Raw genomic sequence first — 17,572 nt, 5'->3', positions numbered from 1 at the left:
GGTTAAACTTTAGAAAAATAATCGTTTGACTGGTAAATGCCAGTTTTTTGTTTTACTATTTGAAGTAATACATCGTTGGCTAAACTACTGGCTCCAAATCGGAAGTACTCGTTGGTTAACCATTTTCCGCCAAGGGTTTCCTTTACCATTAATAAATAATGTAGCGCCAATTTAGAGTTCGAAATTCCGCCTGCAGGCTTCATCCCAATCATGATTCCGGTTTTATAATAATAGTCACGTATTGCTTCCAACATTACTAAAGTTACCGGTAGCGTTGCCGCTGGTTTTATCTTCCCGGTAGAGGTTTTTATAAAATCGGCTCCTGCATACATCGCAATATCACTAGCCTGCCGCACTTTGTCTAGGGTTCCTATTTCTCCTGTTTCAAGGATAACTTTTAAGCGGACGTTTTTGCCACAGGCTTCCTTGATCATCGCGATTTCATCAAAAACAAAATTGTACTCACCGCTATGGAATTTGCCACGGCTGATTACCATGTCAACTTCATCCGCACCTCCATCAACGGCCATTTTAGTATCCAATAGTTTGATTTCAGCACTCGATTGCCCGCTTGGAAACGCTGTTGCCACCGAAGCCACCTTAACGCCGGTTCCTTTAAGTTCATTTACGGCAAGTTTGACAAAGTTTGGATACACGCAAACCGCAGCTGTAGTAGGCAATCCGGGAATATCATCGTGCAAATGGTGTGCTTTGAAGCAAAGTTGTTTTACTTTTTCGTCGGTATCTGCACCTTCTAGCGTAGTCAGGTCAATCATGTTCAGCGCCATAAGCAGGCCTTGCATTTTTGATTCTTTTTTAATGCTTCGGGCAGTAATTCGGGCAATCCTATCTTCAATCCCAACCTGGTCTATTCTTGGGGAATTTAAAAAATCAATCTGTTTCATTTATAAATGTAGTTAATAAGCCGTGGTGATTATTGGTGTAGAACCACCACGAACAGACAAATATATAAATTAGTTTAAAGATTAAGGGTTTAAAGGTTTAAAAGTTTACCGGGCGCATCTATACCCAATCGATATTACTTTTTACTAATCTACAGTATATATGATGCTGCATGCATGCTCTTTGGATAAAGGGTATTTTGTTGTTGCCTGATTCCTCATTACTCTATAATGAATCTATAGTGAGTCTATAATAACTCTATAAATTAAGTATAAATTATAGAACGACTATAGATTTACTTTATATCTTTTACACATTCAACACGACCCAAACTAAAGTCTGGCATCATATATGTGTAAGGCAGCCATATATTATTCTAATTAAAATAATGAAATTATGGCGCAATTAGACAGAAGTAAGTCAATTACCGGGGCGATTGGCAACATAGTATTTAAGAAAATAGGCAACAAGCAGATCCTGCAAAGCAAGCCTGATTCGGTTAAGCAGACAAAAAGCACAAAAGCGGCGGGCTCGGAGTTTAGGCAATGCAGCCTTTGGGGACAACGGCTCCGCCATGGACTGCGTTCCTTTTTGGCCGGCGAGGAAGGTGGTTATATGCACAGCAGGCTCAACGGACAATTGTATGCAGCGATACAAATGAATACGGTGCTACCCAAAGGCGAACGCACTCCGCTAAACAGTGATATGAGTACTTTGGCGGGATTTGAATTCAACACCCACTCGCCTTTTATGGATTATTTTGCACTGCCAATAGAAGCGATGCTCGATGAACAGCGGCAGGTAGTGGTGACCGTTCCTGAATTTGATCCTAGGACGGCACTGCAGTTTGCGCAAAATACCAAACAGGCGGAACTGCTGATTTATGTACTGGCAACTAATTTTGACAATAACACCGGCTTTCCTGATGACTATACGTTAATCCCGATACCAAACAATTTTGCGGTGGTTCCCCAAACGTTATGGACCAGCAAGCCGATCCCCGAAGGATACCTGCTATTGGTATGTGCCAAGCTGCAGTTTTATAACACCACCCGCTTTACCGAAAAGCATTATGTGAATAGTAAGGAGTGTTGTCCGATGAGGGTGGTGATGGTGGGGTAGCGCCGGGAATTTAACATCTTGGTTTACAGGCGTTACTTATCGGGGTTATGTTGGAAACAATAACCGTTGGCAATGCTTGTCATGTGTTTGCAACGTGTGCCCTTCTTTGTGATTCCTTTGCATTGGACCGTTACATCGTGGCCTCTAGCTGTATTTGAAGAAGTTAACCCCAACGACTGATATTTGGTAGGTTTGCATATTTTACATGGAACCAGTCCAAGTTCTGCTGCCTGTTGATATGAAATTTCCTCAGATACATTCTCGACCATCCTGCAACTACCTAAGTGATACTTTGAACCTGAAGGGGTTTTGTAAATTCTTTGTGCGGTTGCAGCCACCGCAATGAATAAAAAGTAAAGCAGATATTTCTTCATAATGATTTTTCAATTCATTCTGGTGTTGGTCAATGCGTATAACCCGCTTCACCATTTCTTTTGAGTCTGACTTTGTAATTATCGCAACGATTACAAGTGTGATTGGACTGCCATGTCAGAGTGAGTTCATGTACTCCTTGTGTATGACCTAATTTTGAAATATTTAAATCATAGGAATATCCAAAAGTAAATTCGCCCGATTTCATGGAAACTATGGGATTAACAGAAGTTATAAAATGACCATTCCCGCTTTTACGCTCCGGATTAGTTGCCGTTATTACTCCAAAAGTGAACATGGGCATTTCCAACATACCGCCTATATCTAATCTATTGTATTGGGATTGCCTCATGTAGTTAAACGTAAACAATACATCGGTATCATCAGGCAAAAATCTCAGTGAAGCCCTTTCGAAAGTCAAATAATACCCTCCGTGAACTGTCAGAAACATATCTAAAGGCATATTACCCGTTTCAGTAAAAGAAATGTCAGGCCGGTTAATATGTTTTAAGGCTGCACCGAACCAGGCATTTTCCTGATCTACCACGATGCCAACGGAAACATCAAAAAAATCAATCTTGTCTGTACCATGTAAAACTCCCGGATCAATACTCCCACCACTAATTGAACCATCGTTAATATTGATTTGATCTTCTAATAATAAATTGCGGAAATTAAAATTTTTACGTCCGTAGCCCCCTTCAATTCCCATTCGTAGTCGCCAGTCATAATCGAGCTCGACTCTATAAGAGACAGCTCCATTCAATTGAAAATAATTATAATTGGTAAATTCTTCATGGTGGTTTAAGACATTGCCGCCGACCGCAAGCTGATCGGTAACCATATTGTTTGCATAGCCGTATCTGGTATCCATTCTCCTATTACCATCAGGCCATTGCCTACGATTAAGCAAACCTGCGTTCCATGCATTAGCTAAACCGGTAAAGGCTGGGTTAAGTGTTTCGGGCACGAGCATATATTGTGTAAAGACTGGGTCCTGAGCTGTGGATTCCAGAGTTGTAAAAATCATAAGCAAATACAAAAAAAGTCGTAATTTCATTTTTATACCAGCTTATTTAATTAAAACGAAGGTTTGGTTTGAATTAACGATGGTACCATAAAATGTTTCAGCAGTAACCTTACTGTAATAATTTCCGTTTTCTGCATTAAATCCTTTAATTTTTGAATCCCAACCGATCAATACATCGCCTTTTTCGGAATAAATTAGCGAACCCCAGGTATCATATATATCTAGGACAATATTTTTTAAGCCTTTTGTGACTGGGCGATAGGTGTCATTTAGCCTATCATTATTTGGTGTAAAAGCGGTAGGCACAACTAAAACATACCCTTTTTCAATTATAAGACTAATGGTTTGGGTATAAACGCATCCAAAAGGATACGTTACAGTTTGGGTAACTATATAATCCTTTGGGATAAGATAGGTATGCACAGGATTTACTTCGGTAGAAAAAGTCCCATCGCCAAAATCCCAGGAAACCGATACATAATCACCTGTAATATTGCTTGTAAATTGAATTGGATCACCAATGGAATAAATTCCATAAGTAGTATATCCAATAGAAGTTTGATCAAAAGTAGGATAACCCAGTTCCGGCGTATCGACAACTACGGTTTGTGTAGCAATACAGCCATAACTGTCGGTTACGGTTAGCAAAACCGTTCCGTTTACATCTGAATGCATTGTTTCATTATTTGCCCCGCTAATTGTACCGCTCGACCATTGAAGTTGATATGGAGGTATCCCCCCTGACACTTGAGCTGTAAAGTTTTGATTAACGGAATGTGCTGCGCAATCAAAAGTGGTTTGTGTTATAACATTAATTAGAATCGGGTCAGGTCTTGTAATTGAATATTGTGCTGTTTTGATACAACCATTCGCATCGGTTACCGTTACCAGGTAGTTTCCGGAAGTGATATTATTTAAATCCTCTGTTGCGCTACTATTTGACCATGAATAAGTATATGGTGGTGTTCCTCCTGCCACAATTAAGTCAATTGCCCCAGAATTAGCAGTAGTACAATTAAATGCATTTGTAAGGTTAGCCGAAAGAACCAAAGCTTGTGGCTCGACTATGGTAAATGTTCTTACAATATAGCAGGGTGTTCCATCAGAAATGGTTGCTGTATAAGTTCCTGCGGCTAAATTATTCCGAATAAGCCCCGCGCTGCTGCCATCACTCCACGATAAAGCAACCGGTGCAATGCCTCCAGTCAGATTTAAATTTATACTACCGTTATGTGCACCAAAACAGGTAATATTTGATACAGTTGGATTAACTGTAAAAACAGGAGCTTCCGGTATTACAATAGTTGCCGTTTTAATACATCCAACGTTATCGGTTACAGTTATGGTATAGTTCCCTGCTGATAAATTAGTTTGTATTAAACTTGTCGACAAATTGCTCCACTGAAATGTATAGGGAGCGTTTCCACCAGACAATGTAACAGTCATTGAAGCATTATTTGCTCCATAACAGGTTATCGGAGTCGTTGTATACGCAATTACTATATCGTTAGATTGCGTAATCACTACTGATAAGGTTTTTATACATCCATTAGCATCAGTAACCGTCAGATTATAAGTGCCTGCCGGTATTCCGGAAAGATTTTGACTGGCGGATGTAAATCCACCAGGTCCACTCCATGAAAAACCATAACCACTACCAACGGTTCCACCCGTAACATTTACTACTATAGCTCCGGTTGAAGCTCCATAGCAAAGGACATTTGTCTGACTTACTAAACTCAATACTAAAAGCGGGGGTTCGGTGATAGTAAAACTTGCTGCTCTTGGTCCACAATTATTAGCATCTGTAACTGAAACAGTATAGTTTCCGGGACTCAAACCAGAAATATCTTCGGTTACGGCATACGGACTACCTCCTTTTGTCCAGGTGTAAACATAACTACCTGTTCCCCCGGTAACCGTAATTTGAATGCTTCCGTTTGCAGCATTGTAACAGGTGACATCACTTTCATTATCAACTGTAATGATAATATCTGCAGGTTCAGTGATGGTATACGAGTTGGAAAATGGGCATCCGCCTGCATCTGCAATCGTCACGTTATAAGTCCCTGGTGCTAAATTTGAAATACTCGTCGCTGTAGAAGTAAACACACCTGGACCTGTCCAAGATATATTATAAGGTGTGCCTGAAGAAAAAGGAATTCCCCCGGTAATGTTAGTTGTAATTGAAGCAATATTTACTCCGAAACACCTATTATCATTCAATACTATATTAGGATTGATTGCTGGATTTACAGTTACTGTTACCGTAAAATTAGCGCCGACGCAAGTTCCGGAAGCAGGAGTTACCGTATAAGTTACAGTAGATGGACTTGTGGTTGTATTAACCAACGTTTGACTAATGTTTGGCTGCGCTGTAGGTTGTGCCGATGCTCCTGTTACCGTAGCTGTTGGGCTTATTATTGGGTTTGACCATGTATAGGTTGTGCCCGATGGGACAATATTACCTCCTCCATTAGCGGGCGTAACCGTAAATGTTGTTGCGCTGCAAATAGTTGAAGCTGTTGATGATATTACAGGATTGTCATTAACTATTACTGTAGCTGGATTGGTAGTTATTACAGAACAACCTCCAGTTAATGCTGAGAAAGTAACCACACAGTAATAGTATGTCGTTCCCGATGTTAAGGCTGGTGGAGAATAAGTTGCGTTAGTTGCACCTATAATGATATTTCCTCCTGTATTAGAATTTATCGTGTTTGTGTACCATTGGTATGTTGGAGTTCCCACTCCGTTGTTATATGTTAATGATAGGAGTGTTGGAGTTCCGTTCACACAGACCGTGCTGGAAGCGGGTTGGTTAGCAATGGTAGGCGCTACATTTACAATTACCTCTGCGGTATTGGTAGTTGCATTGCAGCCTGAACCTGCAGCCTGCGTTATTGTGCAATAGTAATACACTGTCCCTGCTGTTATTGTTAGTGGGGTGAATGTACTGTTGGTTTCTCCAGGTATAGCAGTTCCAGAAGTAATGTTGTTGGTACTGGAGCTATACCACTGATAGTTATAAGTCGTTCCTATGCCTCCAGAAGTTGCAACTGTTAGTATAGTAGCTGTAGTATTTTGACAAACTGTTTGTGTTGCCAAGGGTTGTGTATTTATTATTGGATCATTGACAATAATTACCTCTGCAACTGTACTTGTTTTTGCTCCACATCCACTACCGCTAAAGTTGATTACTACATAGTAATAATAATTACCAGAAGAGGTATAGACAGGTGGGGAATAGTTAACACCAGTTGCTCCGGGAATAGATGTTCCTCCAACATTAGAATTAGTCGTATTAGAATACCATTGATAACTTGGCGTACCGGTTCCGCCAGTATATGTTACCGTAAGCGGATTTGGAATGGTAATTCCAACACATAAACTCTGCGTTGGTTGTGGCTGTTGATTGATAGTTGAACCAGTTGTTATAGTTACATCAGCAGTATTTGTTGATATTGTGGCGCAACTTCCAACTATGCCGGAAAAGGTAATTGTACAGTAATAATAAATAGTTCCAACAGTTGTTGCGGGTGGCGAATAAGTTGGATTGGTCTCACCACTTATTGCCGTCCCGGTTGTATTGTTATTAGATGTGTTCGAGTACCATTGGTAGGTTGGTGTACCAGCTCCATTACTATACGTTAAAGATAAAACAGTTGGCGTCCCACCCAAGCAAACAGTACTTGAAACGGGTTGGTTTACAATTGTTGGAGAGGCATTAATTATGACTTCTGCCGTCGTACTTGTTACACTACAGCCTAATGTTGCGGTTTGGGATATTATACAATAATAAAAATTTATTCCCACTGTAGTTGTTGGAGGTAAATAAGTTGAACTATTAGCACCTGATATTGCTGTTCCTGAAGTTGTATTGTTGGTGTTATTACTATACCACTGATATGAAAAAGCTCCATTCCCGCCAGTTGCCACGACCTGTAATGTTGTTGGGGTTGCTCCCTGACATAAAGTTTGGGTTGTTGTTGGTTGGGTTGTTATAGTAGGGTCATTAAAAACATTTATTTGAGCTACATTACTGGTTGCTGCCCCACAATTATTTCCAGACAAACTAATTGTAACATAGTGATAGTATGTACCTGCCGTGGTAAATACTGGCGGTGTGTAACTAGGAGAATTTGTACCAACAGGTGTGCCTCCAGTCGTGGTATTATTTATATTATTATACCATTGATATGTTGCTGTTCCGGTTCCCCCAGAATATGAAACTGTTAGAGGAGATGCAATTGTAACACCTATACACAAATCTTGTGTTGGCGTTGGTTGTGTATTTATTGTGGGTGAGGGACTGACAATTACTGTCGCAACATTAGAGGTGACGCTTGCACATCCACCAGAGGACAAGGATATTATACAATAATAATACAAAGTTCCTGCGGTTGTTGCCGGCGGATTGTAAGTTGCGTTAGTTGCCCCGGAAATTAACGTCCCTCCTGATGCAGCATTAGAAATATTGGAATACCATTGATAAGTTGGTGTAACCGAAGAGCTGTTTAAAGCAACCGTTAATGGTGTTGGAGTTCCTCCTAAACAAACTGAGCTCGAAGCGGGTTGCGTCGTAATGGTTGGTGCCGGATTAACATTGACAATATACATTACAGAAGGTCCTGCACATGCTCCTGGGTCTGACCCAATCGTTGGAATAATAGTGTAAGTTACAGTTCCTGGAGAGGTATTCGTTGTGGTAATAGTTTGAACTGGAATCGTATTTGTTCCTGAAGGCGTAAATCCGCTTATACCAGTTGTAGCAGACGCTGTCCAGCTAAAAGTTGTACCACTAGAATTGGCTGTTAAGTTTACCAAAGTAGTAGATGAGCCAGAACAGATAGTTTGACTCAAACTGCTATTGGTTATTACGGGAGCAGTATTGACCGAAAAAGTTTGTGCGGCAGTATTGGAAGGGCCACATTCATTAGTTACTACCAGGGAAACTGTATAAGGCCCTCCTGCGGGATAAGTAATAGTTCCGGGGGTTACAGCGGTTGATGTAGAAGGGCTTCCGCCGGGAAGACTCCAGGCGTAGGTCAATGTACCTCCTATTGGTGCGCAATTAGTAACTGTAGCTGAAGGTGTAATGGAGGCGCTACCGCAGGCAGTGTTTATGACAGCCAAAATAACTGTTGGTGGTTTTTTAACGGTTACTGTTTGGGTTCCGCTCGTAACAGAACCGCAAGAATTATTAATAGTCATACTAATAGTATAGGTTCCGGGGGTGACAAAATTAAATGTTGGTTCTGCAGTTGTAGATGTAGTTCCAGAAGCATAATTCCAAGTTGCTGGTACGCTTCCACAAAAGCCACTAGCATATGTAACGTTCCACTGGTATGTGGGATTACCTGGGCAAGAATTAGTAATGATTGTAGTATTGTCAGGGGTAATTATTAATGGAGTACATCCAGAATTAGGATTTATGGTAAATAGAGGGATTAATGGCGATTCAATACAAATTTGTTGAGTTTTTGTAGTTGTTCCACATCCGTTTTGAGCGGTAAGTGTAACCGTATAAGTACCTGTCCCTGAAAAGATATGATTACCATTCGTCGCACTAGTTACCCAACCTGTTGTAATTACGTTACTAGCACCACTTGCAGGATCACCAAAATTCCAAGTAAATCTGGTACTACTAACGCAGCCGCTATCATACCCTAAGGTGGTCGTATTAGTAAATAGAATATTAGAAGTTACACATCCAATTAGAGGGGCTGTAAAATTCGCAATAGGCTTTGACCTTGTATTCCCTCCAACAACAGTTCCAGTAGTACTTCGACATGCATTTGTCACAACTAAGGTTATTATAAAATCACCACCGGGACAACTATTGGTTGTGTAAGAGTATGGTATTGGATAATTTGCTGAGAGGAGTGGATTAGCTGCGTTATAATATGGTGAAGCAACCATTGTAGCCTGATCTAAATTAAGAGTAGGAGAGCCGTCACCATAATTAACAGCATAAGTTGTTCCGGGTGAATTTTGTGCCCAGTTACCAATTGTATATTGAATAATTGGAGTCGGGATACACATATCTACAGTTCCTCCGGGATTAAGAACTCCCGCCGATGGATTTGAAATATTTTTAACAGTATAAGTTATCGAATTACTACATCCAAAATTGCCAATAGCCGTTATAGTCATATTATAAACTCCCAGTTGCGTATATGTGTGAGAAATTGGAAAGCTAATATTATTTTCTTGTGGCGTTGTATCACCCCAATTTACTGAATATGATGTTATACAACTCGATGAAGCTGATGTATTTTCTACAGTTATTGAATATGTTGTGCTTGTAATTGATGCTACAGTACAATTATTGAATTGACTCGCTGCACTTGTTGCATTGGGATCGATAAAACTAATATCAGGTTTCTGGTTCACGTTAACCTGATAGCTTCTGGTTACCGTACAACCACCACCTGTAATCGTTAATGTTACATTAAAAGAAGCGGTTCCACATCCCAGAGATGTAAAAGCATGTGTAGGATTAACCGCTGTCGAAAGAGCAGAACCATCTCCAAAATCCCAGGAATACGTATAAGAACCACTTCCAATGACAGACGAATTAAACTGAACTATTGTTCCGGAACAAGAATTATTATAAACAATTGTAAAATCGACTGTTGGTGCTGCGTTAACTGTAATAATAGCAGTTCCTGTGACATTAATCGGATTGGGCGGAGGGGAAGAATCCTGAACACTAACCAAACTGTAGGTAAAAATACCCGTGGCATTCGTTGGTGCGGGGAAGGTAACAGTACTACTTGGTGCCGTGGTTGAAATAGTTTGATTTCCAGGGGTACCCGATACGGTATAAATAAAAGTATATGGTGCTGTCCCTCCGCTTCCTGTAAAAGTTATTAAAGGGCTTGCAGCGTTCTGACAAACCGTAGTACTTCCTGAAATGGTTGCGGAAGGTACTAGCAGACTTGTGGCAAACCCATACTGACCGCACAACAATACTAAAACAAGGAAGCTAGCCTTTGGAAACTTGCTGATCACATCCTTCCTGAACTTTAATAAAAAATCCAAATGATATAAAGGCAATATTTTTTTGTCACTTATTTTCAGATGTTTCCCCATTTTCAAAAGTGAATTACATTAGGAATTATTCAAACGTTACAATATTAAAAATAACACATAAATAATCGTCAAAGCGCGAGTTTTAATCGTTAAAAAACAAATAAATGCGCTGAAGCGCATATCTAATTAATATTAAAACTTCATAAATGTAACAAACCACCCACGCCGCAGTCTAACCATTCAATTAACTTAAATCCGTTATTATTATTTATTACCTTTAGCGGGTTAATCAACCAAAATGTATAATGAAGAACATTAAAATCTCTATTATTGCCGCGGCAGTCGTAATGGCTTCCTGTGCTAAAAAAGAAGAACAGCTTACTTCGGGTATCGATAAAAAAAACATGGATACCAAAGTAAATCCCGGCGACAACTTCGCCGATTATGTAAATGGTATCTGGTATAAAAACACCAAAATTCCTGCAGACAAAGCCTCTTATGGTGCTTTTGATATGCTGTATGACCAATCGCTTGTAGATGTAAAAGCTATTATTGAAAATGCTGCCAAAAGCGATAACGCGGAAGGCAGCGACGAACAAAAAATAGGTGATTACTACGCCTCTTTTATGAATAGAAAAGATCGGGATGCTAAAGGTATAACTCCTATTCAGGGTGATATAAAAGCCATTGATGCGATTGCGGATTATAGTGCTCTGGCCGCTTATTTTGGCGCTTCGAACCGAACTGGAGTAACGGTTCCGATTAGCATATTTGTCAATCAGGATTCCAAAAACCCAAATGAGTATGCCCTTACCACATGGCAGTCCGGAATAGGACTTCCTGAAAGAGAATACTATACCTCAACGGACGCGAAGATGATGGACATCCGTAAAAAATATGTAGCCCATATTGAGAAGATGTTGCAGTTATGTAGCATTGCGGACCCTGCCGGAAGTGCTGCTAAAATCATGGCACTTGAAACTACCATAGCTTCAACTCACATGAAAAAAGAAGACACGCGTGATGTTGTAAAGCTTTACAACAAATACAATACGGCCGATTTAAAGACCCTGATGCCCGATTTTGATTGGGCTGCTTTGCTTAAAACTGCTGGTATGGATAAAGAAAAATCAATCATCATATCACAGGTTGAGAATACAAAAAACTTAAACAATATCATCAAGAATACACCGCTCGACACCTGGAAAATCTATCTTAAATGGGGATTAATTAACCGAAATGCTAACCGATTAAACTCGGCATTAGACAAGCAGAGTTTTGAGTTTTATAGTAAGACATTGTATGGCGTTGAGAAACAACAGGAAGACTGGAAGCGTGGTGTAAACGCTGTTAATGGCGCAATGGGAGAAATGGTAGGCAAAGTTTATGTTGAAAAACACTTTTCTCCTGAAGCGAAAGAACGTATGGTAACCTTGGTTAAAAACCTATTGAAAGCCTACGCTGAAAGCATTAAGAAATTAGACTGGATGAGTGCCGATACCAAAAAGCAAGCCTTAGCGAAAGTTGATAAATTCATGATAAAAATTGGGTATCCGGATAAATGGAGAGACTACTCCAGTTTGAAGGTTGCCAAAAATGACTTGTATGGCAATGCCGTAAGAGCAAACGAATTTGAATACCAAAGAAACCTAAACAAATTAGGAAAGCCTGTTGACAGAACCGAATGGGGCATGACGCCACAAACGGTGAACGCTTATTACAATCCATCGCTTAACGAAATCGTATTTCCTGCAGCAATCCTACAACCGCCTTTCTTTAACTTAAAAGCTGATGATGCTGTAAATTATGGTGGTATCGGAGCGGTAATTGGTCACGAAATCGGTCACGGATTCGATGACCAGGGAAGCGCTTATGATGGTGCGGGAGTAATGAAAAACTGGTGGACCGCAACCGATCTGACGGCATTCAAAGCTAAAACAGGTGCGTTGGTAGCGCAATACAGCGGATTTAAAGCATTCTCGGATTTAAATGTAAACGGAGCATATACGCTTGGTGAAAACATTGGGGATTTGGGTGGACTAAGTATTGCCATCAAAGCCTATAAAGAAAGCCTTGGCGGAAAAGAAGCACCTGTATTGGATGGGTTTACAGGCATGCAACGAGTATTTCTGGGTTGGGGACAAGTATGGGGAGAAAAAGCGCGTGAAGAAGCAGTTCGCAGCCAAATTGCAGGCGATCCACATTCACCAGCTAAATTCAGGATTAATGGTGTTGTTAGAAACGTGCCTGAATTCTATGAAGCATTCAAGATCAAACCAACGGATTCGTTATATCTTGCTCCGGAAAAGCGGGTTAAGATTTGGTAGTATTTTAAAAATATTGGAAGCCCAATCTCATCAACGAGGTTGGGCTTTTTTTATTTAAAGCGAATTTCTGATTATTAAATCGGAAGGGTTTTCTATTTGTTCTTTTCCTGAATTTAATACCATTGCAGCTAACGTTTTTCCCATTACTTTGAAGTCTGTTGAAATTGTAGTTATTCCATTTTCGACTACTTTTTTTAAAGGCGTATCGTTATAGGATATGATTCCGAAATCTTTCCCAATGATTAAATCTTGCCTTTTTGCCTGTTCAATTACGTTTACCAAATGTCTGTCGGTTGGAATAATAAAAACCTCGCCTTTGTGAATTGTGTTTTCCTCAAAACCGGTTATAATTTCGTTTTCAAATGCTGCGTCATTACAAAACTTGGTAAATCCATCTACCATTCCCAAAGGTTCTTTATCTCCGGGGAAAATCAAAATCATTTTTTTGTATTTTGACAAGAGTAATTTACCTTTCTGCAAAGCAGCATAAATATCTTTTGAAAAACTCTGATGAACCGATGGGAAATCATTTAAGCCGTTGTTGGTTTGATCCAAAATGTAAACATCCTGCTTCGGTAAGGTTTTGATTATGGAAGCTGTACCAGTCAAGTTTGTTGGCATTATGATATATTTTGAATAATTACCGTTGCTTTCAGAAACAAGTTTTTTGAACATCTCAATATTAAAATGATGAAAAAAAATATCAATTTGAGCAACGTTATTTATTTCTTCCTTAAAGGAATTATAAATATCCTCTTTAAAAGAATTCAGTTCATCAAACAACAAAAAATCCTCTGCTCAAAACTAAACTCAACGCTTTTGATGTAATATCCTTTGCCTAAAATGGCGAAAACAATTCCTCTTTTTTTGAGCTCGTCATAAGCTAGTAAAACCGTATCTCTTGAAATCGAAAACTCTAAGCTGACTTTATTTACCGAAGGCAATCTGTCGCCCTTTTGCAACCGGTTTTCCGCGATGGCTATTTCTACGGACGAAACAATCTGTTTGTATTTGGGTGTCCCCGATTGGTTTTCTATGTTTATTATTTTCATAATCATAATAACTGGTGGGAAGATACGGAAAAACCGGTAGGTACTGGTGTGGTCGCATTATAATGTTTTATACTTTTAGTAGTTTATAAAAATAAGATGCTTTCAGATAATTTACATATGGATACCGCAAATGCAACATTACTGGGTTCAGTACCGGACGAAGGTCAGGTTTTTTGCCGCACGCTGGTTAATAAAAAAGGCGCTGAACTCAAGGTTATGGATTACGGCGCGACGATAATGGCGCTAAAAATCCCTTTGGTCAATGGCGAAAAAATTGATATTGTTTTGGGCTTTGATACGTTGGAGGATTATATCAATTCCTATTCTCTGTCGAGTCCACCTTATTTTGGAACCGTTGCCGGGCGCTATGCAGGACGGATAAACAACGGAGAATTTTCATTGAACGGGAAACAATACTTCCTAAACAAAAATCATGGCGAACACCATCTGCATGGTGGATTTTTAGGATTTAGCAGAAAACTTTGGAAAGTTATTTCAATTTCATCAGAGGAGAATCCGTCCATTACGTTAGAATATATCAGCAAAAACAATGAAGAAAACTATCCGGGAGAATTGACAGTTCAGGTTACGTATACTTTGACAGAAGAGAATGAACTCCAAGTCAGATTTACTGCTACCGCATCAGAAGATACCATTGTCAATTTAACGCAGCACAGTTATTTTAATCTTGACGGACATTTGAACAGTATTTCAGATCAAAAACTTGTCATTAATTCGAAACAAATATTAGAAATGAATGAAAAGCTTATTCCGTCAGGGAATTTTATTGACCTGAAAAATCATGCTTTTGATTTTGATGAAGAAAAACCACCGCCAATTTCCATAGACACTACGTTTGTTGTGGAAGGGCGGGATGCAGCCACGCTCATTAGTGAAAAAAATAAACTAAAATTGTCTGTTATAACCAATCAGCCTGCGGTGCATATTTATGTGGGAGGAAACTGTTTCGGCAGGATCAAAGGAAGGGAAAATGCAGATTATCACACAAACAGTGGCATTTGTTTTGAGACACAAAATTTTCCTGATGCTCCAAATCATGCTCATTTTCCAAATTCTGTTTTGAAAAAAGGAGAAATATATCATCATCAAACTACATTCAAATTTGAAAATTTATAATCGTGAATAAATTTCTTTTATTATTGCTTTTTTCGACATTTGGCTTCAGCCAGAATAAACCTTTTGCCAAAGGCGCGGATGTAGGCTGGCTGCCTCAAATGGAAGCTACCGGTTACAAATTTTATGATGCAGATGGCAAAGAAAAAGATTGTCTGCAATTACTGAAAGACCGCGGAATGAATTCAATTCGCTTACGCGTTTGGGTGAATCCAAATGATGATAAAGCAAGCGGACATTGTAGTAAGGAAGAAACCGTAGTTATGGCTTTGCGTGCACAAAAAATGGGAATGCGCGTTATGATTGACTTCCATTATTCTGATTCCTGGGCCGATCCGACAAAGCAATATAAACCGAAAGCCTGGAAAAATCATTCTTTTCCCGAATTATTAAACGATGTTTATAATCACACTTTTGATGTGATTTCTGCTCTAAAAAAAGCTGGCGTAACTCCGGAATGGGTTCAGATTGGAAACGAAATCCCAGTAGGAATGCTATGGCCTGATGGCAGCACCGATAATTGGCAACAACTGGGACAATTATTAAACAAAGGTTATGATGCAGTAAAAGCCGTGGACAAAAAAATAAAAGTTATTGTGCACGTAGACGAAGGAAATAACAATGCCAAATTTAGGAAGTTCTTTGATAATGCTACCGCACAAAAAGTACGTTATGATGTAATCGGTCTTTCGTATTATCCGTTTTGGATTAAAAAAGATTATACTGAAGTCATCGCCGAATTAGAATCCAATTTAAACGACATGGCAAAACGCTACGGCAAAGAAGTTATGATTGTAGAAATTGGCGGCGAAGATGACAAAGTCGAGAATACTTACCAACTCTTGGCCACCGCGATTAAAGCCGCGAAGAACGTTCCGAATCACAAAGGGATTGGCGTATTATATTGGGAACCGGAAGGCGCAAGAAGCTGGAGCCATTATAACTTAAGTGCTTGGCAAGCGGACGGAAAACCTTCGCCCGCATTGGATGCTTTTAAAGAATAAATTACTAAAGATGTATAAAAAATCGATTCTTATTTGTTTCTTGTTTTTGTCGTTTGCTTTAGCAAATGCACAAAAGACCCGAGCACCCGAGCCGAAGCCGAACGGAGCAAAGCTAAAATAAGTCTCGATGAAGATTGGAAGTTCCATTTTGGGAATTCAGCAAATCATCGAAGATTCACGAACACAAAAAAAACACTTTAAAGTTGTGAGTAAAAAGAAATTAATTCAACCTACTTCAGAGCATTTTGAAAAGTTGTTTCATACGCAACCTCAATACATTTTTCTTTCCCCGGGGAGAATCAATATAATTGGTGAACACGTTGACTATAACGACGGTTTTGTAATGCCCGCTGCCATCAACAAGTACATTTGCTTTGCCATTTCCAAAAATCAAAACAGCGAGTGTAATCTTATTGCGATGGATCTCAACGAAACCTACAAATTTAATCTGAAAGACGAACTTGAGCCTGTCGATACGATGTGGGCCAATTATATTTTGGGCGTATTGAGCCAGCTAAAAAATACGCATGGATTGGCACAAGGCTTCAATATTGTTTTCAGCAGTACCATTCCTATGGGAGCCGGACTTTCTTCTTCGGCAGCTCTTGAATGTGGAATTGGTTATGCGATGAATACGTTGTTTGATTTGGGTTTAACCAAAGAGAAAATCGCCCTAATTGGACAAAAATCAGAACACACATTTGTAGGCGTAAAGTGTGGGATTATGGATCAATTTGCTTCGGTTTTTGGCAAAAAAAACAAAGTCATCAAACTTGATTGCAATTCACTGGAATATGAATATTACAAAGCCGACTTCAAGAAATATTCGTTACTTTTATTAGACAGCAATGTAAAACATACGCATTTAACTTCGGGTTATAATGTACGCAGACAGGAAGTAGAGCAAGGCTTGAGGATTATTAAAGAACATTTCCCTATGGTAAAAACGTTTCGTGATTGTGATGAAATAATGGTTTTGAAACTGAAGGACCAATTAGGCGAAACTATTTTTAAACGCTGTCATTTTGTAGTCAGGGAAATTCAACGTGTTCAGGATGCGGCCGCCGCTTTATCAGAATCAGATTTTAAAAAACTAGGTGAATTGATGTCGGAAACGCATCAAGGTTTATCAAAAGAATACGAAGTGAGTTGCAAAGAAATTGACTTTTTAGTCGATGCCGTTCAACATGAAAAAACCGTTTTAGGTTCCCGGATGATGGGCGGGGGTTTTGGCGGCTGTTCAATTAACTTAGTTGAAAAAGGAACCGAAGAAGCACTAATTAAAACTATTTCTGGACGCTACGCAGACACTTTTGGTATCGAACTAAAAGCTTACAAAGTAAAAATCTCAAAAGGAACAACTCAATATAAAAATAATATTCTTTAACCATTAAGAGATTAAGTTTGCTTCGCCAGTTAGCAATGCTCGTGTCATTAAGACTTAATTACCTTAACCCGTTGGGTGTAATTATTTGAAGTAAAATAAATTGATTAGATATTGGTCAAGATACTGAAATTCAGTATCTTGATGTCGCCAAACAAACCAATATCTATGTCAAATATAGTAAAAAATTATTTTAGAGTTTTAGA

The 17,572-nt window shown here is 39.3% G+C and carries 11 protein-coding genes; 5 read left to right on the top strand and 6 right to left on the bottom strand.

Going from position 1 to position 17,572, the window contains the following annotated elements:
- Window positions 1-2: 2 nt before the first annotated feature.
- Window positions 3-905, bottom strand: coding sequence for a deoxyribose-phosphate aldolase (gene deoC, locus Q0Q99_RS04730; RefSeq protein ID WP_293892215.1), 903 nt, complete (start codon window positions 903-905; stop codon window positions 3-5).
- 394 nt (window positions 906-1,299) lie between these two features.
- Between deoC and Q0Q99_RS04725 the strand changes: the two genes are divergently transcribed.
- A complete protein-coding gene (locus tag Q0Q99_RS04725) occupies window positions 1,300-2,025 on the top strand; it encodes a hypothetical protein (protein WP_293892212.1) in 726 nt (241 codons plus the stop codon).
- A 32-nt stretch (window positions 2,026-2,057) separates the two neighbouring features.
- Here Q0Q99_RS04725 and Q0Q99_RS12890 read toward each other — a convergent pair whose 3' ends face one another.
- The 3 genes from Q0Q99_RS12890 to Q0Q99_RS04715 form a co-directional block, all read right to left on the bottom strand.
- Entirely contained in the window at window positions 2,058-2,294 is a 237-nt protein-coding gene (locus tag Q0Q99_RS12890; RefSeq protein ID WP_367174992.1) for a DUF5763 domain-containing protein, read from the bottom strand.
- Window positions 2,295-2,428: 134 nt separating this feature from the next.
- Window positions 2,429-3,457, bottom strand: coding sequence for a PorP/SprF family type IX secretion system membrane protein (locus Q0Q99_RS04720; RefSeq protein WP_293892209.1), 1,029 nt, complete (start codon window positions 3,455-3,457; stop codon window positions 2,429-2,431).
- A 12-nt stretch (window positions 3,458-3,469) separates the two neighbouring features.
- Window positions 3,470-10,525, bottom strand: coding sequence for a PKD domain-containing protein (locus Q0Q99_RS04715; protein ID WP_293892208.1), 7,056 nt, complete (start codon window positions 10,523-10,525; stop codon window positions 3,470-3,472).
- A gap of 245 nt (window positions 10,526-10,770) precedes the next feature.
- Between Q0Q99_RS04715 and Q0Q99_RS04710 the strand changes: the two genes are divergently transcribed.
- The gene (locus Q0Q99_RS04710; protein ID WP_293892206.1) at window positions 10,771-12,792 is read left to right on the top strand and encodes a M13-type metalloendopeptidase; all 2,022 of its coding nucleotides are present in this window, start codon (window positions 10,771-10,773) and stop codon (window positions 12,790-12,792) included.
- A 54-nt stretch (window positions 12,793-12,846) separates the two neighbouring features.
- Here the strand turns inward: Q0Q99_RS04710 and Q0Q99_RS12885 are convergent, their stop codons facing one another.
- Window positions 12,847-13,413, bottom strand: a complete 567-nt coding sequence (locus Q0Q99_RS12885; protein WP_367174988.1) for a substrate-binding domain-containing protein — start codon at window positions 13,411-13,413, stop codon at window positions 12,847-12,849.
- 146 nt (window positions 13,414-13,559) lie between these two features.
- Window positions 13,560-13,844: a GntR family transcriptional regulator gene (locus tag Q0Q99_RS12880; protein ID WP_367174987.1), complete on the bottom strand. Its 285-nt coding sequence runs from the start codon at window positions 13,842-13,844 to the stop codon at window positions 13,560-13,562.
- A 96-nt stretch (window positions 13,845-13,940) separates the two neighbouring features.
- On the opposite strand from Q0Q99_RS12880, the gene Q0Q99_RS04700 reads away from it, so the two are divergent.
- The 3 genes from Q0Q99_RS04700 (at window position 13,941) to galK (ending at window position 17,369) form a co-directional block, all read left to right on the top strand.
- Window positions 13,941-14,981 (top strand): aldose epimerase family protein, encoded by a 1,041-nt coding sequence (locus Q0Q99_RS04700; RefSeq protein WP_293892204.1) that lies wholly within the window; start codon window positions 13,941-13,943, stop codon window positions 14,979-14,981.
- Window positions 14,982-14,983: 2 nt separating this feature from the next.
- Entirely contained in the window at window positions 14,984-15,982 is a 999-nt protein-coding gene (locus Q0Q99_RS04695) for a glycosyl hydrolase 53 family protein (protein ID WP_293892201.1), read from the top strand.
- 127 nt (window positions 15,983-16,109) lie between these two features.
- Window positions 16,110-17,369, top strand: a complete 1,260-nt coding sequence (galK, locus tag Q0Q99_RS04690; protein ID WP_293892198.1) for a galactokinase — start codon at window positions 16,110-16,112, stop codon at window positions 17,367-17,369.
- Window positions 17,370-17,572: the final 203 nt, after the last annotated feature.

Origin of the sequence: Flavobacterium sp. (genome assembly GCF_025352425.1) — a bacterium.
Taxonomy (GTDB): Bacteria; Bacteroidota; Bacteroidia; order Flavobacteriales; family Flavobacteriaceae; genus Flavobacterium.
Note: the sequence above shows the minus strand (reverse complement) of the source record. Positions and strands in the feature narration are given on the sequence as shown.